The sequence below is a fragment of the Pseudomonas sp. CM27 genome (genome assembly GCF_013179515.1).
Lineage (GTDB): Bacteria > Pseudomonadota > Gammaproteobacteria > Pseudomonadales > Pseudomonadaceae > Aquipseudomonas.
In genome coordinates this window covers 10,326-33,115 of record NZ_JABMCN010000022.1, presented here as the reverse complement: position 1 = coordinate 33,115, position 22,790 = coordinate 10,326, and the positions used below count along the sequence as shown (strand labels likewise).

Annotated in this window: 24 protein-coding genes and 1 pseudogene; 8 read left to right on the top strand and 17 right to left on the bottom strand. The window is 63.9% G+C overall.

Going from position 1 to position 22,790, the window contains the following annotated elements:
* Positions 1-643: toxin VasX (locus HP547_RS04865; RefSeq protein ID WP_372242857.1), on the bottom strand; the 643-nt coding region annotated here is incomplete at its 3' end.
* Between the two features lie 287 nt (positions 644-930).
* Positions 931-1,230 (bottom strand): hypothetical protein, encoded by a 300-nt coding sequence (locus HP547_RS04860; RefSeq protein WP_172227874.1) that lies wholly within the window; start codon positions 1,228-1,230, stop codon positions 931-933.
* A gap of 164 nt (positions 1,231-1,394) precedes the next feature.
* Between HP547_RS04860 and HP547_RS04855 the strand changes: the two genes are divergently transcribed.
* From HP547_RS04855 to HP547_RS04845, 3 genes are all read left to right on the top strand, one after another.
* Positions 1,395-1,823: a DUF2231 domain-containing protein gene (locus tag HP547_RS04855; RefSeq protein WP_172227876.1), complete on the top strand. Its 429-nt coding sequence runs from the start codon at positions 1,395-1,397 to the stop codon at positions 1,821-1,823.
* The gene (locus tag HP547_RS04850; protein WP_172285635.1) at positions 1,820-3,112 is read left to right on the top strand and encodes a sorbosone dehydrogenase family protein; all 1,293 of its coding nucleotides are present in this window, start codon (positions 1,820-1,822) and stop codon (positions 3,110-3,112) included. Before HP547_RS04855 ends, HP547_RS04850 begins: the two co-directional genes overlap by 4 nt.
* A 259-nt stretch (positions 3,113-3,371) precedes the next feature.
* Positions 3,372-3,953 (top strand): hypothetical protein, encoded by a 582-nt coding sequence (locus tag HP547_RS04845; protein WP_172227880.1) that lies wholly within the window; start codon positions 3,372-3,374, stop codon positions 3,951-3,953.
* Positions 3,954-3,956: 3 nt separating this feature from the next.
* Here the strand turns inward: HP547_RS04845 and HP547_RS04840 are convergent, their stop codons facing one another.
* The gene (locus HP547_RS04840) at positions 3,957-4,718 is read right to left on the bottom strand and encodes a hypothetical protein (RefSeq protein WP_172285634.1); all 762 of its coding nucleotides are present in this window, start codon (positions 4,716-4,718) and stop codon (positions 3,957-3,959) included.
* 129 nt (positions 4,719-4,847) lie between these two features.
* Between HP547_RS04840 and HP547_RS04835 the strand changes: the two genes are divergently transcribed.
* Positions 4,848-5,366, top strand: a complete 519-nt coding sequence (locus HP547_RS04835; RefSeq protein ID WP_172285633.1) for a DMT family transporter — start codon at positions 4,848-4,850, stop codon at positions 5,364-5,366.
* Here the strand turns inward: HP547_RS04835 and HP547_RS04830 are convergent, their stop codons facing one another.
* The gene (locus tag HP547_RS04830) at positions 5,367-6,275 is read right to left on the bottom strand and encodes a LysR family transcriptional regulator (protein WP_172227886.1); all 909 of its coding nucleotides are present in this window, start codon (positions 6,273-6,275) and stop codon (positions 5,367-5,369) included. It abuts the gene before it with no gap.
* A 136-nt stretch (positions 6,276-6,411) separates the two neighbouring features.
* On the opposite strand from HP547_RS04830, the gene HP547_RS04825 reads away from it, so the two are divergent.
* From HP547_RS04825 to HP547_RS04815, 3 genes and pseudogenes are all read left to right on the top strand, one after another.
* Positions 6,412-7,626, top strand: coding sequence for a YeeE/YedE family protein (locus HP547_RS04825; RefSeq protein ID WP_172227888.1), 1,215 nt, complete (start codon positions 6,412-6,414; stop codon positions 7,624-7,626).
* A gap of 112 nt (positions 7,627-7,738) precedes the next feature.
* Positions 7,739-7,921 carry a hypothetical protein gene (locus HP547_RS04820; protein ID WP_172285632.1) on the top strand — a complete coding sequence of 61 codons (183 nt, stop codon included), beginning with the start codon at positions 7,739-7,741 and terminating at the stop codon, positions 7,919-7,921.
* Positions 7,890-8,534: pseudogene (locus HP547_RS04815) on the top strand (substrate binding domain-containing protein); the annotation flags it as partial. The gene HP547_RS04820 and the pseudogene HP547_RS04815, both read left to right, overlap by 32 nt.
* Positions 8,535-8,601: 67 nt before the next feature.
* Here the strand turns inward: HP547_RS04815 and HP547_RS04810 are convergent.
* Entirely contained in the window at positions 8,602-8,931 is a 330-nt protein-coding gene (locus HP547_RS04810; RefSeq protein ID WP_172227892.1) for a hypothetical protein, read from the bottom strand.
* A gap of 74 nt (positions 8,932-9,005) precedes the next feature.
* Positions 9,006-9,656: a DUF998 domain-containing protein gene (locus tag HP547_RS04805; protein WP_172285631.1), complete on the bottom strand. Its 651-nt coding sequence runs from the start codon at positions 9,654-9,656 to the stop codon at positions 9,006-9,008.
* Positions 9,657-9,852: 196 nt separating this feature from the next.
* Between HP547_RS04805 and HP547_RS04800 the strand changes: the two genes are divergently transcribed.
* Positions 9,853-10,602 (top strand): FadR/GntR family transcriptional regulator, encoded by a 750-nt coding sequence (locus tag HP547_RS04800; RefSeq protein ID WP_172220107.1) that lies wholly within the window; start codon positions 9,853-9,855, stop codon positions 10,600-10,602.
* Positions 10,603-10,693: 91 nt separating this feature from the next.
* On the opposite strand, the gene HP547_RS04795 is transcribed toward HP547_RS04800, so the two are convergent.
* The 11 genes from HP547_RS04795 to HP547_RS04745 form a co-directional block, all read right to left on the bottom strand.
* Positions 10,694-12,274 carry an aldehyde dehydrogenase (NADP(+)) gene (locus HP547_RS04795; RefSeq protein ID WP_172220104.1) on the bottom strand — a complete coding sequence of 527 codons (1,581 nt, stop codon included), beginning with the start codon at positions 12,272-12,274 and terminating at the stop codon, positions 10,694-10,696.
* Between the two features lie 100 nt (positions 12,275-12,374).
* Positions 12,375-13,928 carry a galactarate dehydratase gene (gene garD / locus HP547_RS04790; protein ID WP_172285630.1) on the bottom strand — a complete coding sequence of 518 codons (1,554 nt, stop codon included), beginning with the start codon at positions 13,926-13,928 and terminating at the stop codon, positions 12,375-12,377.
* Between the two features lie 76 nt (positions 13,929-14,004).
* Complete coding sequence (locus tag HP547_RS04785) at positions 14,005-15,369, bottom strand: MFS transporter (RefSeq protein WP_172285629.1); 1,365 nt, start codon at positions 15,367-15,369, stop codon at positions 14,005-14,007.
* 102 nt (positions 15,370-15,471) lie between these two features.
* Positions 15,472-16,383 (bottom strand): 5-dehydro-4-deoxyglucarate dehydratase, encoded by a 912-nt coding sequence (gene kdgD / locus HP547_RS04780; RefSeq protein ID WP_172220096.1) that lies wholly within the window; start codon positions 16,381-16,383, stop codon positions 15,472-15,474.
* Between the two features lie 377 nt (positions 16,384-16,760).
* Positions 16,761-17,570, bottom strand: coding sequence for a gamma-glutamyl-gamma-aminobutyrate hydrolase family protein (locus HP547_RS04775; RefSeq protein WP_172220093.1), 810 nt, complete (start codon positions 17,568-17,570; stop codon positions 16,761-16,763).
* Between the two features lie 430 nt (positions 17,571-18,000).
* Entirely contained in the window at positions 18,001-18,783 is a 783-nt protein-coding gene (locus HP547_RS04770) for an amino acid ABC transporter ATP-binding protein (protein ID WP_172220090.1), read from the bottom strand.
* A 22-nt stretch (positions 18,784-18,805) separates the two neighbouring features.
* On the bottom strand, positions 18,806-20,050 hold the full coding sequence (locus HP547_RS04765; protein WP_172285628.1) for an FAD-binding oxidoreductase: 1,245 nt from the start codon (positions 20,048-20,050) through the stop codon (positions 18,806-18,808).
* Between the two features lie 16 nt (positions 20,051-20,066).
* Positions 20,067-20,777 carry an ABC transporter permease gene (locus HP547_RS04760; protein WP_172220084.1) on the bottom strand — a complete coding sequence of 237 codons (711 nt, stop codon included), beginning with the start codon at positions 20,775-20,777 and terminating at the stop codon, positions 20,067-20,069.
* On the bottom strand, positions 20,774-21,493 hold the full coding sequence (locus HP547_RS04755; RefSeq protein WP_172220081.1) for an ABC transporter permease: 720 nt from the start codon (positions 21,491-21,493) through the stop codon (positions 20,774-20,776). Before HP547_RS04755 ends, HP547_RS04760 begins: the two co-directional genes overlap by 4 nt.
* A gap of 145 nt (positions 21,494-21,638) precedes the next feature.
* Positions 21,639-22,391 (bottom strand): transporter substrate-binding domain-containing protein, encoded by a 753-nt coding sequence (locus HP547_RS04750; protein ID WP_172220078.1) that lies wholly within the window; start codon positions 22,389-22,391, stop codon positions 21,639-21,641.
* A gap of 22 nt (positions 22,392-22,413) precedes the next feature.
* Positions 22,414-22,790: MurR/RpiR family transcriptional regulator (locus HP547_RS04745; RefSeq protein ID WP_372242856.1), on the bottom strand; the 377-nt coding region annotated here is incomplete at its 5' end.

The window sequence follows — 22,790 nt, the reverse complement described above, 5'->3', positions numbered from 1 at the left end:
CGATGGGCAGCGTGTCGGTGAACGGATGGCTGCTCCAGGTCAGCGGCATGCGCCGGCTGGCTGGCTTGAAATCTTCGACCCAGGTTTGCAGGGCGCTGACCGGCAACACATGGGGCTGGCTGGACGGGGACTGGTTGCTGGCCACCAGCTCGGCCATGTCCAGCTGGCGCATATGCCGTTTGCGCAAGGCGGCTGAACCGGTGATGCGCGCGGTCGTGGCGTTGGTCCACAAATGCGGGCTGTAGCCGATCCACACTTCCTTGGCGGTGTCCGGGGAGGTATCGGCCCACACCCAGCCCACGGTCCGGCTGGCCTGGTAGCGATGACGCAGGTGATAGTCCTCCAGGCCCCGGTAGTGCAGTTCCTTGTAGTGGCCTTCGCCGTCGTATTCATGAATGACCAGCTTTTCGCCCTGGGGGCCTTGCATGAACATGTAGATGTAGCCAGGGCGCAGGGCACGCAGGGTGTAGGCGGAGTGCTGCAGGGGGGTAAAGCCTTGTTCCAGGTTGAAGCCTGCGTCGGCGTAGCGGCAGGCAGGGGTAGCGCCGGTACGCGGCACGATGGCATAGCGCACCGGCAGGATCGGCACGCGTGCACTGCAGGCAGGGCCGGAGGTGGCACTGCTGACGGAGGCATTATTCATGCAAGTTCCTTATTCATGGCGAAGCCTTTTCAAACCAAGGCTCAGGTATTTGAGATGGTGTGAGCTTCTTTGCTTGAATTATCTGCGGGGTGCAAATTTCGCTTTGGATGCTGGCGCAAACTGATTACTTGCGTGTAAAAGACAATGCCTCCATTCCTGCGTTTTGGTCGAGGCTGAAAGTGTAAGATTTTATTGAGGTATGTTTGTGTTTTTGTTTGCGCGATACTGTGCGGGAGAAGTTGTGCTGTAAGTTGTAGGAATTATCTGACAGCAAATAGCCTACATACTCAGTTTTTGCACTTGGCCATCACCACCTGGCAAGTCCTGGGCGTACCTCCCGACCGGCTGGCATAGCGCATGCAATTGTTCATGGATTTGTGCCGGGCAATGCTCAGGGTGTCGCCCCACGCCAGGCCGCCTTCGCCAGTTGTCGGTACGGCTTTGGCGAAGCAATTGGAGCCTGTGGCAGGCGTCGCGTAGCGCGCCTTGCCGGCTTTACTGGAACAGCCGGCGGTGAGCGCCAGGCTGAGGGCGAGCAGCGCGGTCAGCGCCCAGCATCCGACCGGATGGATCAGTGTTCTGCTCATGGCGTCCTCTTCTGCGCTGGGCATGGAATGCCTGACAGAATATTTCATTTCAAGCGAAGCGGTGAACTATCGCGTCGTCAAGGGGCTCCCTTGCTAGGCGCATCCTGCGCTCACCTGATGGTGCACAGCCATCAGCCCGGGTCACTGAATGAAAAGGAGGCACCGTGACCGCATCTGACCAAGCGCTGTACCGCTGCACGCCCAGCCCACTGCATGCACTGTTGCTGGCTGGCAGTGTGCCCTTGTTTCTAGGCGCGCTACTGAGCGACATCGCCTACTTCAACAGTTACCAGATTCAGTGGAGCAACTTCGCTGCCTGGCTGATAGCCGGTGGCCTGGTGTTCTGTGGCCTGACCCTGTTGTTCGCGCTGGCCAACCTGGTCCGCGCCGAGCGCAAGGGCGGGCGGCCGACGCTGTACTTCCTGCTGCTGCTGGTGACCTGGGTACTCGGGCTGATCAATGCCTTCGAGCATGCCAAGGACGCCTGGGCGGTGATGCCATCGGGGCTGGTGTTGTCGGTGATCGTGACGGTGCTTGCAGTGGTAGCTGCCTGGACCGGCCTGAGCAACTTGCGTTCGGGAGGTGCGGCATGAAGCCTTTGCATGCATTGAGCCTGTTAAGCGTGGCGCTGCTGCTGAGCGCGTGTGGCGGGGATGGCGAGCCGACCCAGGCCCGTGGCCCGGACCCGAAACTGCCTGACCCGCAGCGCGGTCTGCTGCCGAGCATGAAGATTGCCGAACCGGTCGCCTGGGGTGAACAGAAACCCACCGTGCCAGAGGGCTTCAGCATCACGGCCATTGCCACCGGCCTGAAGATTCCGCGCCAGAGCCTGGTGCTGCCAAACGGCGACATTCTGGTGGCCGAGGGCAGGGGTGGCAGCGCGGCCAAGCTCAAGCCCAAGGATGTGATCGCCAGCCAGATCAAGGCCAAGGGCAACACCCAGGTCAAAGGTGGCAACCGCCTGACGCTGCTGCGCGACGCCGACGGTGATGGCACCTACGAGGTGCAGACCGTGTTCGCGGACAACCTCAACGCGCCGTATGGCCTGGCGTTTGCCAACGGCAAGCTGTACGTGGCCAACCAGGATGCGCTGGTGCGTTTCGACTACCAGGACGGCCAGACCACAGCCGGTGGCCCGCCGACCAAGGTCACCGACCTGCCGGCCGAAATCAACCACCACTGGACCAAGTCGCTGACTGCGAGCCCGGATGGCCGCTATCTGTACGTGGGCATCGGTTCCAACAGCAACATCACCGAGCGTGGCCTTGAGGTGGAGATCGACCGGGCGATGGTCTGGCAGGTAGATGCCGAAACCGGCGCGCACCGGCCTTACGCGACCGGCCTGCGCAACCCGACGGCGCTGGCCATGCAGCCGCAGACCGGGCAACTGTGGGCGGTGGTCAACGAACGCGACGAGCTGGGACCGGACCTTGTGCCGGACTACCTCACCTCGGTCAAGGAGGGGGCGTTCTACGGCTGGCCCTACAGTTACTGGGGGCAGAATGTCGACGACCGGGTACGCCCGCAAAACCCTGACAAGGTCGCTTCGGCCACCAAGCCGGACTACAGCCTCGGTTCGCATGTCGCAGCGCTCGGCGTCGATTTTTCGATCCCGGCCATGGGCGAGCGCTTCGCCAATGGCGTGTTCGTGGGCGAGCACGGCAGCTGGAACCGGCCCAATCCGGTGGGCTACAAGGTGATTTTCGTGCCTTTCAGCGACGGCAAGCCGGCGGGGGAACCCATCGACTTCGCCACGGGATTCAGGGGTGAAGATGGCAAGACCCGTGGACGGCCGGTGGGGGTGACGGTGGATCCGCGCGGGGCGTTGATCATTGCCGACGACCTGGCGAACACGGTGTGGCGGGTGACGCGTAACCGCTGAGAACTACCAGGCGGCTGCTTCAACATACTTACCGAGGATGGCGCATCCTCGGGTGGCAGCGGGTTCACCCGGGAAGCTGGCACCGCGGTGCATGGCACCGACTTAGCCGGTGTTCGCGGGTGAACCCGCTCCCACAGAGACCAGCAGACAAAATGGGTCGCAAGGGCGGGTTCCGGCACAGCGGCAGGGAATGGCTATGCTTGTCAGCGCATACACAGTTCACCCACCCGTTCGGTCTTGATCACATGGAAGCAGGCCTATGAACCCGATTCGCTCAGTTGCTCGTGCTGTTGCCCTCGCCACGCTGGCCTCTGCTGCCAGCTTCACGGCGCAGGCTGCCGATATCCCCATTGCCAGCGAGGCGCTCGAAAGCCATGTCACCACGCAGGTCACGGCCATTGATATGGCCAACCGCCAGGTCACAGTGAAGGGCCCGGATGACAAGAAAGATGTGACCTTCCAGCTCACCGAAAAAGCCAAGGCGCTGCCCAACCTCAAAGTCGGTGACCAGGTCGACATCTACGTCACCCGGGCGGTGGCCTATGTACTGAATACACAAGTGGGCGGGGCGCCGAAGGCCAGCGAGGAGTCCGGCACCATCCGGGCCACGGCGGCGAACCCCAACCCGGGCGGCGAAGCGTTCCGCCAGGTCAGGGTCACCTCGCAGATCAAGAAGATCGACCTGAAACAGCATGAGGTAAGCCTGTTGCCACCCGAGGGCAAGCTGCAGGTGGTCAAGGTAGAAAACCCTGACCTGCAAGCGCGAATGAAGAATCTCAAGGTCGGGCAGACGGTCGATGCGATCTACACGGAGGTACTGCGTATAGAAACCTCGCGCTGACAATCATTTGGGCAGGCTTCGGGTTGCCCGCAGGTGGATCCGCCGTGATGCCTTGCATGACGGCGGGTATCGTTCAAATAGCTGAATCACCCAATCGGGCCGGGTCTTGCTGGCATCGTTGAGCCAGTTGGCGACCGAGTCCTGCGCATATTTCTCTGTTTCGGCGAGGTTCGGTACCAGCAGTGGCTCGGCTGCTTCCGGCGTTTGCTTGAGCTCGGCAATGTGCTCACACCAGACGCCGCGCGGGCGCAGCACCTCGATGCAGAAGCGACGTACCAGCGGGTTGCTGTCGCTGGCATGCCGGGCGAGCAGCACCAGCGCACTGTCCAGGTTGTGGGTCAAGCGCGGGCGCAGGGCGATCCAGGCCCATTCGCGGACGCCGAAATGCTCATCGCGCGCAAAGCGCAGCTGGGCCAGGAAGGCTGCTTCAAGGTCCAGGTCGCGCGACAGGTACGCCTGGGCGAAGGCCGCCCAACTGCGCACCGTATCGGACAGGTGCGCACTGCAGTGCTCGAAGACGGCTTCGGCAACGGATGGCGGTGTCTGTTCCAGCCACTGACCGAGCGCCAGCCCGATCGCTGCGATTTTTTTCGAAAGGCCCATCGCCTGGGCGGCTTCGGCACACTCCGCCAACTGTTGTGCCAAGGAGCCGGGCAGTTGGCTTGCCAATGCGTTGACCAGGACCGCCTGGTTCACTGCCAGGCATTCGGCCAGGTTGCGCGTGGGCAACTGGCCAAGGTCGATCAAGGTTGTACGTTCATTCATTTCAGCCACCTCCATGTGGTCGTGCGGTGCATGCATGCTACGAATAATGGGCGTGCATGTCTTTGATTTCCATCATCGGGGCTGACCGAACCATCATGTGGGTCATGCGTAGACAGATGGAGAACGATCGTGCTGAGCAAACCGATGATACTGCTGGGGTTGCCCGTGGCCATGGCCTTGCTGGCGGGGGCGGTGCTGCCGTTCCAGGCGGCGGGCAATGCCGCTGTCGGCCGGGCGTTGGGGCACTGGTTGTGGGGCGCGTTCACCTCGCTGACGGTGAGCTCAGTGGTGGTGATTGCCGCGTTGCTGGTGCTGCGGGTGCCGGCGCCCGACCTGGGCAAAGCCCTGCAAGGCCCTTGGTGGTTATGGGTGGGTGGTGTACTGGGCGCACTGTACGTGGCCGGCGCTGCGGCGCTTACCCCCAAGCTGGGGGCGGCGGGGTTTCTGGTGTTGGTGGTTGCCGGGCAGATCATCACGGCAGTTGTCGCCGACCATTTCGGGATGATGGGGCTGGGCGGCAAGCCGCTGAGCGTGGCCAGGCTGGCGGGGGTGGGGTTGATCCTGTGCGGAGTGCTGCTAGTGCAGGGCACGTGGGCTGCGGATTCAAAGGTGACTACCGCCCCGGTTGTAAAACAGTCTGACGGCTGATTAGCGGCCCGGCTGGCTGCACGCCCATACCGTTTCGCGTAACCAGCGGTGGCCTGGGTCGCTGTCCTTCCTGCGGTGCCAGGCCTGTTGGTAGTCGAATGCGGGTATCGCCAGTGGAGGCTCGAACCTGCGCAACGTCGGGTGCTGGCGCAGTGAGCCCACTGCACGGCTGGCCACGGTCAGGATCAGGTCGGTACCGGCCAGTACCTCGACCGCTGCGCTCCAGTGCGGCAAGGCCAGGGCGATACGTCGGCGCAGGCCTTGGGCTGCGAGCGCGCGCTCGATCTCATCGAAGGCATCCGGGCGCATGGCCATCAACACATGCGGTCGCGCCAGCCAGTCATCCAGGGCCAGGCCGCCGCGGTCGGGCAACACCTGGCGATCGGCGACACTGATGAAGCTGTCGGCAAACAGGGGTTGGACGGTGATGTCCTGCGGCAGGTCGGGGAACAGCCCCAATGCCAGGTCCAGTTCACCGTCGAGCAACTGGGCCAGCATGCTGTCGCGGCTCGCCTGGCTGATGGCCAGGTCCACCCCTGGGGCAACCTGGCGCAGGTGGCGCAGCAGGGGTGGCAGGATGATGCGCGAGGAGTAGTCCGAAAGCGACAGCCTGAAACGGCGCTGGGCCTTGGCGGGTTCGAACTGCGGGGTGGCCAGCAGGCCGTTGAGGTTGCCCAGAGCGTCCTGCAGCGGTGTGGCCAGGGACTGTGCACGGGCGGTGAGTGCCATGCGGCCATTCTGACGCACCAGCAAAGGGTCGTCGAAATGTTTGCGCAACTGTGCCAGGGCGTGGCTTACCGCCGGTTGGCTGCGATGCAGGCGCAGGGCGGCGCGGGTCACATGCTTTTCGCTGAGCAGCGCGTGCAGGGCGAGCAGCAGGTTGAGGTCGATCTTGCGCAGTTCATCCATAGGGTGAATGGCCTTGGTCAGTTCTGGCTGGCTTGATCAGCTTATCAAATACCTCGGCTGCGCGCGGTCCTGCAACGACCGAGGCCGCCACAGGCGTTATACTCCCCACCCGTTTCACTGTTATCCGAGTACACCGATGGGTCTTTCCGCAACCGCCACACCCGAACCGCGTCGCCTGGGCGCACCCGTAATTGCCCTGGCCCTGCTGTTGGCCGGTGCCTGGTTTCTCAATCTCAACGCCGGCTTCAAACAGGTGTTGCTGCTACTTGTCGGCGCCGCGCTTGGCCTGACGTTGTATCACGCGGCTTTCGGCTTCACCTCGGCCTGGCGGGTGTTCATCAACGAGCGCCGTGGCGCGGGTCTGCGGGCGCAAATGGTCATGCTGGCCGTGGCGGTGCTGCTGTTCTTCCCGGCGCTGTCGGCTGGCAGCCTGTTCGGCAACCCGGTCACCGGCCTGGTGGCCCCGGCCGGGGTCTCGGTAGTGTTCGGCGCCTTCATCTTCGGCATCGGCATGCAACTGGGCGGCGGCTGCGCGTCCGGCACGTTGTTCACGGTAGGTGGCGGCAATGCACGCATGCTGGTGACTTTGCTGTTCTTCATCATCGGTTCGGTCACTGCCACCCACCACGCCGACTGGTGGTTTGCCTTGCCGTCGTTGCCGGCAACCTCGATTGTGCAGGCCTGGGGTGTCGGGCCGGCGCTGCTGGTCAGCCTGGCGGTGTTCGGGTTGATAGCCTGGGCCACCGTATTGCTGGAAAAACGCCGCCATGGCGCGCTGGAGGCACCCGTTGCCAGCAAGTACCAGGGCCTGCGTCGCTTCCTGCGCGGCCCGTGGCCTTTGCTGTGGGGTGCCATCGCGCTGGCCCTGCTCAACTACGCCACCCTGGCACTGGCCGGACGGCCGTGGGGTATTACCTCGGCCTTCGCCTTGTGGGGCGCCAAAGCCCTCGACGGCCTTGGCGTGGATGTCGGCAGCTGGGTGTTCTGGCAGGCCCCGGCCAATGCCAAGGCGCTGGCCTCGCCGCTGTGGCAGGACGTCACCACGGTCATGGACCTGGGCATCGTGCTGGGTGCCTTGCTGGCGGCTGGCCTGGCCGGGCGCTTTGCCCCAAGCCTGAAGATCCCGCTTGCGTCGCTGGTTGCTGCGGTAATCGGCGGCCTGCTGCTGGGCTACGGTTCGCGCCTGGCCTATGGCTGCAACATCGGTGCGTATTTCAGCGGCATCGCCTCGGGCAGCGTGCATGGCTGGCTGTGGCTGGTGGCGGCGTATACCGGCAACCTGATCGGCGTGCGCCTGCGCCCGTTGTTCTTCGCCGGCGAACGGCGCCCTGCGGTGCTGACCGGGTGCTGATGCACTGAGCGATCGCTGCAAGGGGTGCAGAAATCATCTGCACCCCGCCTGATTGTTCAATTTTGCCTGACCCAATAGCCTGACTCGAACTTCCATCCAACAGGATTCGATCATGGCTACCCGCATCATGCTCGACAGCACCGGCCCGGCCGATGTCGTGCAGCTCGAACACTTGAACGTGCTACCACCAGCGGCAGGCGAGGTCTGGCTGGAACACAGTCAGGTGCGCGAGCTGACCCACGGGCAAGGCGTGGACGTGGCCTCGCAGCACGCGGCAGTTGCGCTTTACCGATGAGGGTGAGCGGCTGGTGGCCAAGGTGCGCGAGGCCAACCATCTGATTGCCGAGGCGGAACAGGAGGCTGCCGAAGGCGCGGCAAGCGTGCGTGGTCGCCTGCGCCTGGCGTTGCCGGCAGCCATGGGCCGGCGTTGGTTGAGCGCGATGGTGGCCGACTTTGTGCTGACGTATCCGCAGGTAATGGTCGAGGCCGAGTACGCCGACCGCTTCGTCGACCTGATCGGCGAGGGTTTCGACGCTGCCATCCGCATTGGGGAACTGGCGGACAATCGCCTGGTGGCGAGAAAACTGTGCGATCACCAGCGCATCCTGTGCGCATCACCCGACTATCTGGCGCGCCAGGGTGCGCCAGTGAATCCGCATCAGTTGACGGACCACAATTGTTTAGGTTTCAGTGGCTTGCGCTCATTTCCTGAATGGAGACTGATGAGTGGTGAACAGCAAGTAAGCGTGAAGGTCACCGGCAGCCTGCGCAGCAACGATAACGAAGCGCTGCTGCAAGCGGCTCGGCGTGGCGTGGGCATTCTTGCTGGCGGTGACTGGCTGATGGGCGAAGACCTGGCCAGCGGGCGCCTGGTGCGGGTGCTGCCGGATTGGCAGCTGGACGTGGCGGGCGCCAGTGAATTATTTCTCCTAAATAGCTTTATATTTATTTATTAACTAATTGATAAATATCAATTTATCTTTTTGCTACAGCATGCTGTACGCATTGCTCATAGTATGTCTGTTTGATCGCCGCAGGCTTCAGCCGAGAACGGCTGTTGTAGGTCTGCTCGGTAATGCCAAATGCGGTCATACGCATCCAGGGTTTGGCAAACTTACGCACCTGCAGCTTCTTGCGCGTGGCATACAGGGTTACCCCGGAAAGTTTGGCCTGCTGCGCCTCGGCGGCAATCTGTGCACCCCAGCCGCAGGTGTGGCGATCATTCTGGCTCAGGGCCCGCGCCTGGGCGCCCGAAGCGAGCGTGGCCAGCAGGCAGCCGGCCATCGTTGCTAGAAGTACTCGCATGTTGCTGTCCTAAGCATCTGAAGAAAAACGAAGTTTGCCTTCGCTTTCGGCAGTCGGGGGCCAGCAATTTGCCGTCAGATGACCGCCAGGCGCAACGGGTTGGCAGCTGGCTTGCGCAGGCTGGCCGATGCCAGGCCCGCTACCCATAGCACCGACACAGCGTAGTTCAGGCGCTGGTACAGGCCGAACAGCTGGCCGCTCTCGACCGCCTGGCCCATCAACCCGGCAGTGACGATGGCAAGCACCAGACACGCCAGGGAAAACAACGCCAAGGCCCGCGAGCCGGCAAGCCGATTGCCCAGCCAGGCCCACAGGGCGCTGGCCAGGGTCAGCGAGAGAAACATCAGCAACCCGGACAGGTTGTGCAGTTGCTGGGAGGTGGACGGCTGCGCGGCTGCGCAACCCTGGTCGCAGGGGAACCAGCCGGTGCCGAGGCTGCCAACGCCATGCAGCAACACCAGGCCGGCGCTCAGCAGCGCAAGCTTCGAGCCACGCCAGCGCCGCGCCAGGCCCCAGGCGAACAGTGCAAACAGCGCGGCCAACGGGAAGTTGTTGACCAGCGGCGACCAGCTGCTGGTAGGCGAGCCAGCGGCGCCGAGCTGGCTCATGGCCTGTTGCAGGTGGTCGTAGCCGGGATACGCGCGTGCCGTGAGCCATACACCTGTCAGCAGCCACAAGGGGATCAGCAGGCCACTGGCGAGTAAAGCGCGGTCGACAGATTTCATGCTGCGTTTCCTTCCATGGATAAGTGAGCGTGAAGGCACACAGTACCGCGCAGTGCAGGCTCGGGGCCAGCACTTGTGCCGGGTTACCCAAACCGTGATCCCAAGGCTTGAGCAATAAATACCGCACCCGGTGTATGTGATCGTACAACTGCTTGCGCTATGATGAGCGCTGTCTTTCAAGGTGAAATACAGGGCAATGACAGAGCAGCAGGTACAGGCAAGGACCCGGCGCAAGCCGCGCAGTCTGGCCCAGGAACTGGTCACGGTGCTGACCGAGCGTATTCGCAGCGGCCAGCTCAAGCGCGGCGACAAGCTGCCGACCGAATCGCAGATCATGGCCGAAGAGGGCGTCAGCCGCACCGTGGTGCGTGAGGCGATCTCGCGGCTGCAGGCTGCCGGGCAGGTGGAGACCCGCCATGGCATCGGCACCTTTGTGCTGGACGCGCCATCCACCGGGGGCTTTCGTATAGACCCGGCGACCGTGGTGACCCTGCGCGAAGTGCTGGCGGTGCTGGAACTGCGCATCGCCCTGGAAATCGAGTCGGCAGGCCTGGCGGCGCAGCGGCGCAGCGATGAGGCGTTGGCGGGCATGCGTGCGGCGCTGGATGAACTCAACGAGGGGGCAGCCAATGCCACGGATGCCGTGTCGGCGGACTTCCAGTTCCACCTGCGCATTGCCCAGGCCAGCGGCAACCATTACTTCGCCGACATCATCAACCACCTGGGCACCAGCATCATCCCGCGGACCCGCCTGAATTCGGCGCGGCTGGCCCATGATGACCAGGCGCACTACATGAGCCGGCTGATGCACGAGCACGAGGCGATCTACGAAGCCATCGCCCGGCGTGACAGCGAAGGGGCCAAGATGGCGATGCGCATGCACCTGAGCAATAGCCGCGAACGCTTGCGCCAGGCGCATGAAGAGGCTGAGGCGCAAGGGGCTTGAGGCCCTATTCGCGGGTTAGCCCGCGAATAGGTCACAACCTCCAGTACAAAAGCCCTGCCTTGCGCAGGGCTTTGTGCTTTCAGGCAATCAATCAGACCGCCTCGTCACTCCACTGTCCATTCACCAGCCGGCGCAGCCCCAGCGGGTTGCCGTCGCGCAGCGCCTCGGGCAGCAGCGCCTGCGGGTAGTTCTGGTAGCACACCGGGCGCAGGAAGCGGTCGATGGCCAGGGTGCCCACAGACGTGCCGCGCGCATCGGAAGTGGCCGGGTATGGCCCGCCGTGCACCATTGCGTCACACACTTCGACACCGGTCGGGTAGCCGTTGACCAGTATCCGCCCGACTTTCTCTTCCAGCAGCGGCACCAGCCAGGCAAAGGCCTCGAAATCCTCGGGCTCGCCGATCAGGGTCGCGGTCAGCTGGCCGCGCAGGCCCAGCAGGGCAGCACGCAGCTGCTCGGTGTCCTGCACTTCCACGGCCACGGTGGTAGGGCCGAACACTTCTTCTTGCAGCAGCGGGTCGGACTCGACCAGCAGGCGGGCGTCGGCCTTGAACAGCTGGGCGCGAGCCTGGCTGCCTTCCTGCGGTTGCCCGGCCAGGTGCTGGATTCCGGCATGGGCGTGCAGGTGTTCCAGGCCGCCCGCGTAGCTGCGCAGGCCGCCCGCATTGAGCAGGGTCTGGCCGGCCTGCTGGCCGAGGTGTTGGCCAAGGTCCGTCAGCAGCTGGCTGTACTGCGGCGACTGCAGGCCGATCACCAGGCCTGGGTTGGTGCAGAACTGGCCGGCGCCAAGGCACACGGAACCCGCCAGCTCACGGGCGATGGCGTCGCCGCGCTTGGCCAGGGCGCCCGGTAGCACGATCACCGGGTTGATGCTGGACATTTCGGCGAACACCGGAATCGGCTGCGGGCGCTCGGCGGCCATGCGGCACAGGGCATCGCCGCCTTTCAGCGAACCGGTGAAGCCCACGGCCTGGATGGCCGGGTGCTTGACCAGCCACTCGCCCACGCCGCCACCGAAGACCATGTTGAACACACCCTTGGGCATGCCGGTGCGCTCTGCGGCGCGGACGATGGCGCAGCCGACCAGGTCGGCAGTGGCCATGTGGCCGCTGTGCGCCTTGAACACCACCGGGCAGCCGGCGGCAAGTGCAGCCGCGGTGTCGCCGCCCGCGGTGGAGAAGGCCAGCGGGAAGTTGCTGGCGCCGAACACGGCGACCGGCCCGACACCGATGCGCATCTGGCGCAGGTCTACCCGCGGCAGTGGCTGGCGCTCTGGCAGAGCCAGGTCGATGCGGGCACCGAGGAAGTCGCCGCGACGCAGCACCTGGGCGAACAGACGCATCTGGCCGCTGGTGCGGCCACGCTCACCCTGGATGCGGGCGGCGGGCAGGGCGGTTTCACGGCAGACGATGGCGACGAAGGCGTCGTCCAGTTCATCCAGTTCGGCGGCGATGGCATCAAGGAACTCGGCGCGGCGCGCCGGGGCCAGCTGGCGGAACTCGGCGAACGCGGCAGCAGCAGCGTTGGCCGCCTGGTCCACTTCGCTTTCGGTGGCCTGGGCAAAGCTGTAGGGCAGGGCCTCGCCGCTGCTGGCGTCCAGGCTCTGCAGGCGCTGTGAGCCAGCGGCGCTGCGCTGGCCGGCGATGAAGTTGTGGCCGAGGATTTCAGGCATGGGGTGCTCCTGTAGATAATAGTGAGGGAAGAGAACGTGCTTGAGGCGTTTGCTCCCACAGGGACGGCGTTGCAATGTTGAATTGGGCAAACCCGAACCATCAGGTGATGGGCGCCGGGTTGAACAGGGTGATGTCGTTGTGCAGGCGGTGCTGTTCGGCCCAGGTCTGCTTGCGGCCGCTGGCCACGTCCAGGTAGTAGTGGAACAGTTGCCATCCCAGCTCCTCGATGCTCGAGCGGCCCGTGGCGATACGCCCGGCGTCGATGTCGATCAGGTCGGGCCAGCGCTGCGCCAGTTCACTGCGGGTGCACACCTTCACCACTGGGGCCATGGCCAGGCCGTACGGGGTGCCGCGGCCGGTGGTGAACACGTGCAGGTTCATGCCGGCAGCCAGCTGCAGGGTGCCGCAGACAAAGTCGCTGGCCGGGGTGGCGCAGAAAATCAGGCCCTTGCGCTCAACCCGCTCGCCCGGGCCCAGCACGCCCTGGATGGCACCGCTGCCCGACTTGACGATCGAGCCCAGGGATTTCTCGACAATGTTGGACAGGCCGCCTTTCTTGTTGCCGGGTGTGGTATTGGCGCTGCGGTCGGCGGCGCCTTGCTGCAGGTAGCGGTCGTACCAGTCCATTTCACGTATCAGGGCATCGGCAACCTGCTGGTTTTCTGCCCGCGAGGTCAGCATGTAGATGGCATCACGCACCTCGGTCACTTCCGAGAACAGCACCGTGGCACCGGCGCGCACCAGCAGGTCGGATGCGTAGCCCAGCGCCGGGTTGGCAGTAATGCCCGAGAAGGCATCGCTGCCACCGCACTGCATGCCCAGGATCAGCTCGCTGGCCGGCACGGTTTCGCGGCGGCGTTGGTCGAGTTTCTTCAGGCGCGTTTCGGCCAGCGCCATGATCTGTTCGATCATTTCCACGAAGCCCAGGCTGGCGTCCTGCAAGCGGTACAGCCAAGGGTCGCTTAGGTCGACCGACGGGTCGTTGTCGTGCATCACCTGGCCGGCCTGGAGCTTTTCGCAACCCAGGCTGATGACCAATGCCTCGCCGCCCAGGTTGGGGTTACGCGCCAGGTTGCGCACGGTACGGATCGGGATATAGGCGTCGCGGGCATTGATGGCTACGCCACAGCCATAGCTGTGGGTGATGGCCACTACATCATCGACGTTGGGGTACTTTGGCAGCAGCTCGTCACGAATGCGCTTGACGGCATGTTCCAGCACGCCGGTCACGCACTGCACGGTGGTGGTGATGCCGAGGATGTTGCGGGTGCCGACGGTGCCATCGGCATTGCGGTAGCCTTCGAAGGTGAAACCGTCGAGCGGCGGCAGCGGTTGCGGCACAGCATCGCAGCGCGGCAGGCTGTCCAGCGCTGGCGCGGCAGGCATGGCCAGTTGGCTTTCCTGTACCCAGCTGCCTTGGCGCAGGTCTTCCAGTGCGTAGCCGATGATTTGCCCGTAACGGCGTACCGGCTCGCCTTTGGCGATAGCCACGGCGGCCACCTTGTGGCTCTGCGGTACGCCTTCGACCAGGGTCAGGCCGTCGGCAAAGCGGGCACCTTCGCCCAGGCCGCCGTCGTTGACCACTACCACGACATTGTCGTCGTCGTGCAGGCGGACGTAGCGGGGCGAGTCGGAATGTTCGATCAACTGCATGTTTTGGCCCTACGTGTCAGGTTCTCAGGCTTTTTGTACAGCCGCCCGCACCGGTGTCCGGCGCGGGCGTGTTCACTCAGTGACGCGAGCTGGCCAGTTCGCCATTGGCGCCAGGCTCAGCCTGTGGCTTGGGGGCATCGTCGCGCAATTCGATACGCTTGATCGGGCCGACGATCACCAGGTAGCTGAATACCGCCACCAAGGCATTGGCGCCCACATAGACCAGCGCCCATTTGAACGAGCCGGTGGCGCTGATGATGTAGCCAATGACGATGGGCGTGGTGATCGAGGCGATGTTGCCGAAGGTGTTGAACAGGCCGCCCGACAGCCCGGCAATCTGCTTGGGCGAGGTGTCGGCCACCACCGCCCAGCCCAGCGCGCCGATGCCTTTGCCAAAGAAGGCTAGGGTCATGAAACCGACCACCATCCACTCGGCGTCGACATAATTGCAGAACACCATGGTGGTCGACAGTAGCAGGCCACACACGATCGGCAGTTTGCGCGAGAAGGTCAGCGAGTTGCCACGGCGCAGCAGCCAGTCCGAGATCACCCCACCCAGTACACCGCCGATAAAGCCGCATACCGCCGGCAGCGAGGCGATGAAGCCGGCCTTGAGGATGGTCATGCCACGCTCCTGCACCAGGTACACCGGGAACCAGGTGAGGAAGAAGTAGGTGATGGCGTTGATGCAATACTGGCCCAGGTACACGCCCAGCAGCATGCGGCTGGTCAGCAGCTGCTTGATATAGCCCCATTTCGGGGCAGCGTTACCGCGCTTCTGGTCCATGTCCACCAGGCCGCCGTTCTGCTCGATGTGTGCAAGCTCGGCCGGGCTGATGCGGGGGTGCTGGCGTGGGTTGTAGATGGTCTTCAGCCACACCATCGAGAACACGATACCTAGCGCGCCCATGACCACGAACACGTGCTCCCAGCCGAAGCTGAACACGATCCAGCCCATGATCGGTGCGAACAACGCGGTAGCGAAGTATTGCGCCGAGTTGAAGATCGCCGAGGCGGTGCCGCGTTCCTGGGTCGGGAACCAGGCCGCGACGATGCGGGCGTTGCCCGGAAACGACGGGGCTTCGGCGAAGCCGACCAGAAAGCGCAGGGTGAACAGGGTGACCACTGCCCAGGCAACCGGCAGGCCGCCGACAAAACCCTGCAGCAGGGTGAACAGCGACCAGGTGAAAATGCTGAAGGCGTAGACGTTCTTGGAGCCGAAGCGATCGAGCAGCCAGCCACCAGGAATCTGGCCAGCCACGTAAGCCCATCCAAAGGCGGAAAAAACATAACCGAGGGTTACGGCGTCAATGCCGAGGTCTTTCTGCAGGCTGGAGCCTGCGATGGCGATGGTAGCGCGGTCGGCATAGTTGATCGTGGTCACCAGGAACAGCATGAACAGGATCAGGTAGCGCACATGCGTCTTCTTAGTCGCTTGCATGCTGGCAATACTCCCACTAGTTATTTTTGTGCGGGCTCACGAATTGTAACCGGAGTGGGCTTTTCCCACTCCGGATGCGGCAAGGGCAGGCCGCGGGGTCGCTTATTGCGGGCCCATCTTGTCCATCAGCGCGGCGAGCATTTCGTACTCTTCGCCGGTCAGGTCGGTCAGCGGCGTGCGCACCGGGCCTGCGTCGTAACCGGCGATTTTGGCACCGGCCTTGACGATACTCACGGCGTAACCGGCCTTGCGGTTGCGGATATCCAGGTACGGCAGGAAGAAGTCATCGATCAGCTTGCCAACGGCGGCGTGGTCGTCGCGGGCGATGGCGTTGTAGAAGTCCATGGCGGTTTTCGGCACGAAGTTGAACACGGCCGAGGAATACACCGGTACGCCCAATGCCTTGTAGGCGGCAGCATACACTTCGGCGGTCGGCAGGCCACCCAGGTAGCTGAAGCGGTCGCCCAGGCGGCGACGGATCGACACCATCAGCTCGATATCACCCAGGCCGTCCTTGTAGCCGATCAGGTTAGGGCAGCGCTCGGCCAGTTTTTCCAGGAGGTCGGCGTTCAGGCGGCAGACGTTGCGGTTGTACACCACCACACCGATGTTTACCGATTTGCACACGGCTTCGACGTGGGCGGCAACGCCGTCCTGGCTGGCTTCGGTCAGGTAGTGCGGCAGCAGCAGCAGGCCCTTGGCACCCAGGCGTTCGGCTTCCTGGGCGTATTCGATGGCCTGGCGGGTAGAACCACCGACGCCGGCGAGGATAGGTACCGAAGTGGCGCAGGTATCCACGGCGGTCTTGATCACCTGGCTGTATTCGCTGGCGGCCAGGGAGAAGAACTCACCGGTGCCACCGGCAGCGAACAGGGCGCTGGCGCCATACGGGGCCAGCCATTCCAGGCGCTTGATGTAGCCAGCCTGGTGGAAGTCGCCTTGGGCGTTGAAGTCGGTGACCGGGAAAGACAGCAGGCCGTGGGAGAGGATGGATTTGAGTTCTTGGGGATTCATTGTTGTTGGCATCCTGTGGCGCTTGGGTGATGGGTGTTGTGCTGCGTTAGAGGTAAGTTATCGTACAACCTGTTCGATGACTAGCCCCCTCGCAGGAAATTTTTTGTCAGGGCGCACAGGTGATCGGTTTAGGGTTTGTGTTGGTGCAGATATCGCGCGCCGCCCGCACGGCGCTCGATCTCACAGGCGCAGAAAATCTGAAGACTACCACTTGGCAGTCATCGTATCTCTTGGAAGAAAGGCAAAAAACGATCGCGGAGACAAGCACAAGCCCGCCGCCCGCATCCACGGGAAGTGTTCTGGGACCAGCAGAGGGTGACCGGGGAAGCGAGGGCGGCCTTGCGCCGCCCCGCGATCAAAGCAGAGGAAACTGAAGGTCAGGCAGCGTGCTGGCGCTTGATCTGCGCCTTGCGTACCTGGGCGCGGCAAGCATCGCCGAACGCCTGGAACATCTTGATCGAATCAGGGTTCTTCGCCGCTTGCCACTCCGGGTGCCATTGCACGGCGAACAGGAACGGCGAGATGCTCGGGCCATGAATGGCCTCGACCAGGCCATCTTCGGCGTGGGCGATGGCTTCGAGGCCGCTGCCAAGCGTGCGCAGGCCCTGACCATGCAGCGAGTTGACGCGAATCTCGTCGGTACCCAGGGTATCGCGCAACCAGCTGCCCGGCTGGACCTTCACGCTGTGCACCTGGGCGTACTGCACCTCGACCGGGTCTTCGGGGTTTTCCCGATGGTCGTTGAAACCAGGCTCGGCATAGACCTTCTGGTAGATGTCGCCGCCCAGGGCCACGTTGATTTCCTGCATGCCACGGCAGATGCCGAAGATAGGCAGGCCGCGCTTGAGCGCCGCCTTGACCAGCGGGATGTCGAACAGGTCGCGGTTCTGGTCCTGGCCCTTGCCCGGGGTCTGGTTTTCCTGGCCGTACAGGGCTGGGTCGATGTTGCTGCCAGCGCCGGTCAGGTACACGCCGTCGGCCATGTCCAGATAAGTCTCGAGGTCTTCGGTGCCGCAGCAGGTGGGCACAAGTACCGGGACGCAATCTGAAAACTCGACCAGCGGGGTGATGTATTTGTGGGTCATGACCTGGTAGTCATGGCCTTTGCGCTCTTGGCTGCCCATGGTCATCAGGACGACGGGTTTGCGCAGGGAAGGTTGCTTGTTGCCAATGTTGCTGTTGGACATATGTCACCTTGGGACAGGTTCGACCTGTCGTTGTTGTGCAGGCGCACGGCCCGGGGCCTTGAGTGCTGCCTGAAGCCCCGAGCACTGCCGGCTCGTCAGAGGCGACGATTCCGGTCGGGGCTTGTCTGTAGCTTGCCAGAGCCGTTCGATATGTCAAACGACAGCAGAGGGCTTTAACGCGGGGAATGCACCGGTTTTTGGGGGCTGAAACCGATGCGGGCCTGTGCCGGCGTGGGTTTGCCGGGGGTGGAGGTCAATAATATTTAACGATGCAGTTGGGTCTTTGCAGCGCTGCAATGAAGGTGGTTCTGTGGTTGTGCTACTGGGCCTCTCGCCGGCAAGCCAGCTCCCACAGGGTATCTGCAGCTTTCAAACCCGGTGCAGTACCCGTGGGAGCTGGCTTGCCGGCGACAGGGCCAACTCAATTCGCTCAGTGCAGAATCTGCGCCAGGAACCCCTTGGCCCGCTCGGTACGTGGCTGGTTGAAGAACACCTGCGGCGGGCTGTCCTCGAGGATCTGCCCGCCCTCCAGGAACAGCACCCGCTCGGCCACCTGCCGGGCAAAGCCCATTTCATGGGTCACGCACAACATGGTCATGCCGGTACCTGCCAGCTGCACCAGCACATCCAGCACCTCGGCGACCATTTCCGGGTCCAGCGCCGAGGTGGGCTCGTCGAACAGCATGATCCGCGGCTTCATGCACAGCGCCCGGGCAATCGCCACGCGCTGCTGCTGGCCGCCAGACAACTGGCTGGGGTATTTGTGCGCCTGGCTCTCGATGCCGACCTTGCTCAGGTACATGCGCGCCCGCTCTTCGGCCTCCTTGCGCGACAGACCGCGCACGCTGGTGGGGGCCAGCAGGCAGTTGTCGAGCACGCTCATGTGCGGGAACAGGTTGAAGTGCTGGAACACCATGCCAATTTCACTGCGCACCTGGGCAGCAGCGCGGGTGGTGGCGGCAAGGTCGGTACCGTCGACGTGGATGCTGCCCTGCTGGGCGATTTCAAGGCGGTTGATACAGCGGATCAGGGTCGACTTGCCCGAGCCGGACGGCCCGCACAGCACGATGCGTTCGCCTTCGCGCACCTGCAGGTCGATGTCGCGCAGCACGTGAAACGCGCCGTAGTGCTTGTTCAGGCCTTCGATGCGGATAAGCACCGGGCGCGGGTCGGGTTCAGGAGCAATGCTGGCAAGGCTCAGTGGTGCGGTCATCTTGTTGTTCTCCCGCGTGGGTTCAGTCGAAACGGGTCGCGCTGTAAGGCGCGGGGTCGGTGAAGGGGCGCTCGCCGGTGACCAGCTCTGCCACCAGCCTGCCGCTCACCGGGCCCAGGGTGAGGCCGTGGTGAGCGTGGCCGAAGTTGAACCACAGCCCCGGGTGGCGCGACGCCGGGCCGATCACCGGGCGCATGTCGGGCAGGCACGGGCGACGGCCCAGCCAGGGGCTGTCGTCGAGGCGCTCACCCAGGGCCGGGAACAGCTTGCGCGCCAGGGCTTCGCAGCGGCCCAGCTGGATCTGGTTGCCCGGGGCGCTGCTGGCGTCGAATTCGATGCCGGTGGTCAGGCGCACGCCGCGCGCCATTGGCGCCAGTACGTAGCCGCCCTGGGTGTCGCAGATGGAATGCTCCAGCTGCGCGCCGTCGCGGGTGCCGTAGTGCATGTGGTAGCCGCGCTTGATCGCCAGCGGGATCTGGTAGCCCAGCCCGCTGAACAGATCGGCCGACTGCGGCCCCAGGCAAGCCACCACTTCGTCGGCCGTGATCGGGCCGCGGCGGCTGTCCACGCGCCACTGGCCGTTGGCCTGGCGCAGGCTGCGCGCATCGCCATGCAGGAACTGCCCGCCGCGCTGCATGAACAGCGCCGCGTAGCCGCGGGTGAGGGCGCCGGGGTTGTTCACGGTCTTCGGGTCGAGCCAGTGAATACCGCCCACCACGGTGGCGTCCAGCTGGTGCTCACGGGCCTGCAGCTGGCCACATTCGAGGATCTCGAATTGCAGGCCGTAACGGCTCAACCCGTTGGCATCGGCCTTGGCCTGCTCGAACAGCGCCGGATCGCGGAATACCTCGATCCAGCCTTTGGCCTGCACCAGCCCTTCCAGGCCGGCGGCGGCAATCAGCGCGTCATGTTCTTCGACGCAGCGCTGCACCAGCGGCAGCATGTCGGCGGCGGCGCTGGCCAGGCGCCCAGGCGCCGACTGGCGCCAGTAACGCCACAGCCACGGCGCCACCTTGGGCAGGTGCGCCAGGCTGTAGCGCACATCAGGCTGGCGGTTCAGGCCGTAGCGCAGCAGCGCGCCCAGTTGCCGAGGGAAGGCGTAGGGGATGACGCTGGAGCGCTCGATCAGCCCGGCATTGCCGTGGCTGGTGCCGCTGCCCGGTTCGTCGCGGTCGATCAGGATCACCTGGCGCCCGCGGGCCTGCAGATGCAGGGCGGTGCTGACGCCGACGATGCCGGCGCCGAGGACAAGGGTCTGGCAATGCATGGAACGTATCCTTCGGTCAGTTCAGGTGGCGGCCCAGGCGGCCTTCCAGGTGTTTCAGCAAGCGGCGCACCACCTCGACGATCACCAGGTAGAGCACGGCAGCCCACAGGTAGATCTGGAAGTCGAAACTGCGCGAGAAGGCCAGTTTGGTCACGCCCATCAGGTCGTAGATGGTCACCAGCGAGGCGATTGCGCTGGCCTTGATCATCAGGATCAGCTCGTTGCCCAGCGGGCCGATGGCCACCAGCAGCGATTGCGGCAGGATCACCTTGAAGAAGGTGGTCGAGCGCTTCAGGTTCAGTGCCCGCGCCGCTTCGTGCTGGCCGGGTGCGACCGCCATCAGGCTGCCGCGGAAGATCTCTGCCTGGTATGCCGCCGTGTTCAGGGTGAACGCCAGCAAGGTGCAGAACCACGCCTCGCGGAAGAACCACCACAGGCCTACGTCCTGCCAGAAGCCCTTGAACGAGCCCAGGCCGTAGTAAAGCAGGAACAACTGGGCCAGCAGCGGCGAACCGCGGAAGAAGTACACGTAGCCTGCGGCCATGCGCTGCAGCAGCTGGCTGCGCGACATCCGCGCCAGGGCCAGCAGCAAGCCCAGCAAGGCGCCCAGGCTGAAGGAAATGGCCACCAGCTTGGCGGTGACCAGCAGGCCATCGATAAAGCGCGGCCCGTAGCGCTCCAGCAAATCAGGGTCGACAACCAGTGCCAGCAGTTGATCGAGGCTCATGCCCGTGCTCCTTGCAGGTGGCGGTTACTGCGTCGTTCGATGAAGGCGAACACCCGCCCGGACAGCGCCGCGAACAGCAGGTAGCCCAGACAGGCGACGCCATAGAAGAACATCGGCTCCTTGGTCACGCTGACCGCCAGGTTGGTCTGGCGCATCAGGTCGACCAGCGAGATGGTCGACACCAGCGAAGTATCCTTGAGCAGCGACAGCCAGTTGTTGGACAAGCCGGGCAGGGCGATGCGGGTGAGTTGCGGCAGTACCACCTTGAAGAAGCCGGTGCGCTTGCTCAGGCCCAGCGCCGAGCAGGCCTCGAGTTGGCCTTTGGGCAAGGTCTTGAAGGCTGCCAGCCAGATCTCGCTGGAAAATGCGGCAAACACCAGGCTGAAGGCAATCATCGCAGCCAGGAAGGTGTTGATCAGGAACTCTCCCTCGTAGCCCATGGCCGCAAGGATTTTCTGCGCCGCGATCTGGCAGCCGTAATAGATGATCAGCAGTGTCAGCAGCTCGGGCAGGCCGCGGAATACTGTGGAAAAGGTCGTGGCCCAAGCCCGGGGCAGGCGCTTGCGCGAGCGCGCCGCCAAGGCTACCACCAGGCCCAGCGGCAGGCCGATGGGCAGGCAGGCCAGGGCCAGGGAAACGGTGACCAGCGCGCCGGCCAGCAGCGCCTGGCCCCAGCCTCCGCTGGCGAAGGACAGCAAGGACAATTGATCGAGCATGACGAACACCTTGTGTTGACCTGACCGGCCTCATCGCCGGCAAGCCAGCTCCCACAAGGGGCTGCGCATCCTTCAGGCCTTGTGCGGTCCTGTGGGAGCTGGCTTGCCGGCGATGGGGCCCGATCAGGCGAGACGGGCTCTGAGATCAGTTGTAGATATCGAAAGCAAAGTACTTGCTGGCGATCTTCTGGTAGGTGCCGTTGGCCACCAGCTGTTGCAGCGCGGTGTTCAGGCGCTGGCGCAGGGCCTCGTCATCCTTGCGCACGGCAATGGCGGCATCGGCCTTGGTATCGGCAACGTCTCCGAGGATCTTGCAGCAATCCCCACCGTTTTTGGTCATCCACTCGTGCAGCGGGAACTTGTCGGCAATCACCCCGTCCAGGCGCCCGGCGGCCAGGTCGGCGTTGGCTTCGTCCATGGTCGGGTACAGCTTCACATCGGCACCGGCCTTGCCGTACACGTCCTCGGCGTAGATAGCCTGGGTGGACGACGACTGGGCACCGACTGTGTAACCGACGAAGTCGGTCTGGGCGCTGTCGATCTTGCTGTCCTTGGCTACCGCGACAGTGAGCGGAGTGCGGTAGTAGTGGTCGGTGAAGGCAATTTTCTTGCGTCGCTCCTCGGTGTTGATCATCGACGCGACGACGGCGTCATACTTGCGCGCCATCAGGGCGGGGATAATGCCTTCCCAATCCTGGGCCACCAGCGTGCACTCGACTTTCATCTGTTCGCACAGGGCATGGGTGATGTCGATATCGAAGCCATGCAGCTTGTTATCGGCGTCTACATAGTTGAAGGGCGGGTAGGCACCCTCGGTGGCGAAGCGCAGGGTTTCGGCACTGGCGGCACCGGTCAGCAGCAGGGCGCACGCACCCACCAAGGCCATGGTCTTGTTCATCTCGCACCTCATTGCACTCTTGCTATTGTTGTTTGCTCGGCGGCCACGAGGTGTAGCCGACGAATTCGTTATGTAGAGCGGCAGTCGCTTCCAAGCGTTTTTCAACATCAGGTCCGAGCTTCTTGCAGACCTCGTTGACCATCAGGTGCACCCACGACAGCATTGTCGAGGTGGATTCCCAGAACAGGTTGAACTCCGTGGGGATGCGGAACACCTCGTCGGCGTTGGCATCGGCCCAGTCACAGAAAGTGTCGGTCACCAGCGTGACCGCGATGCCGGCCGCGCGCGCCTTCTGGCACAGCAGCAGGGCGTGGCGGGAATAACGGCGCGCCTCGAACACCACCAGGGCGCTGTCTTCGGCACGGCCCAGCAGCACTTCGCCGAAGTGCCCGGCGCTGA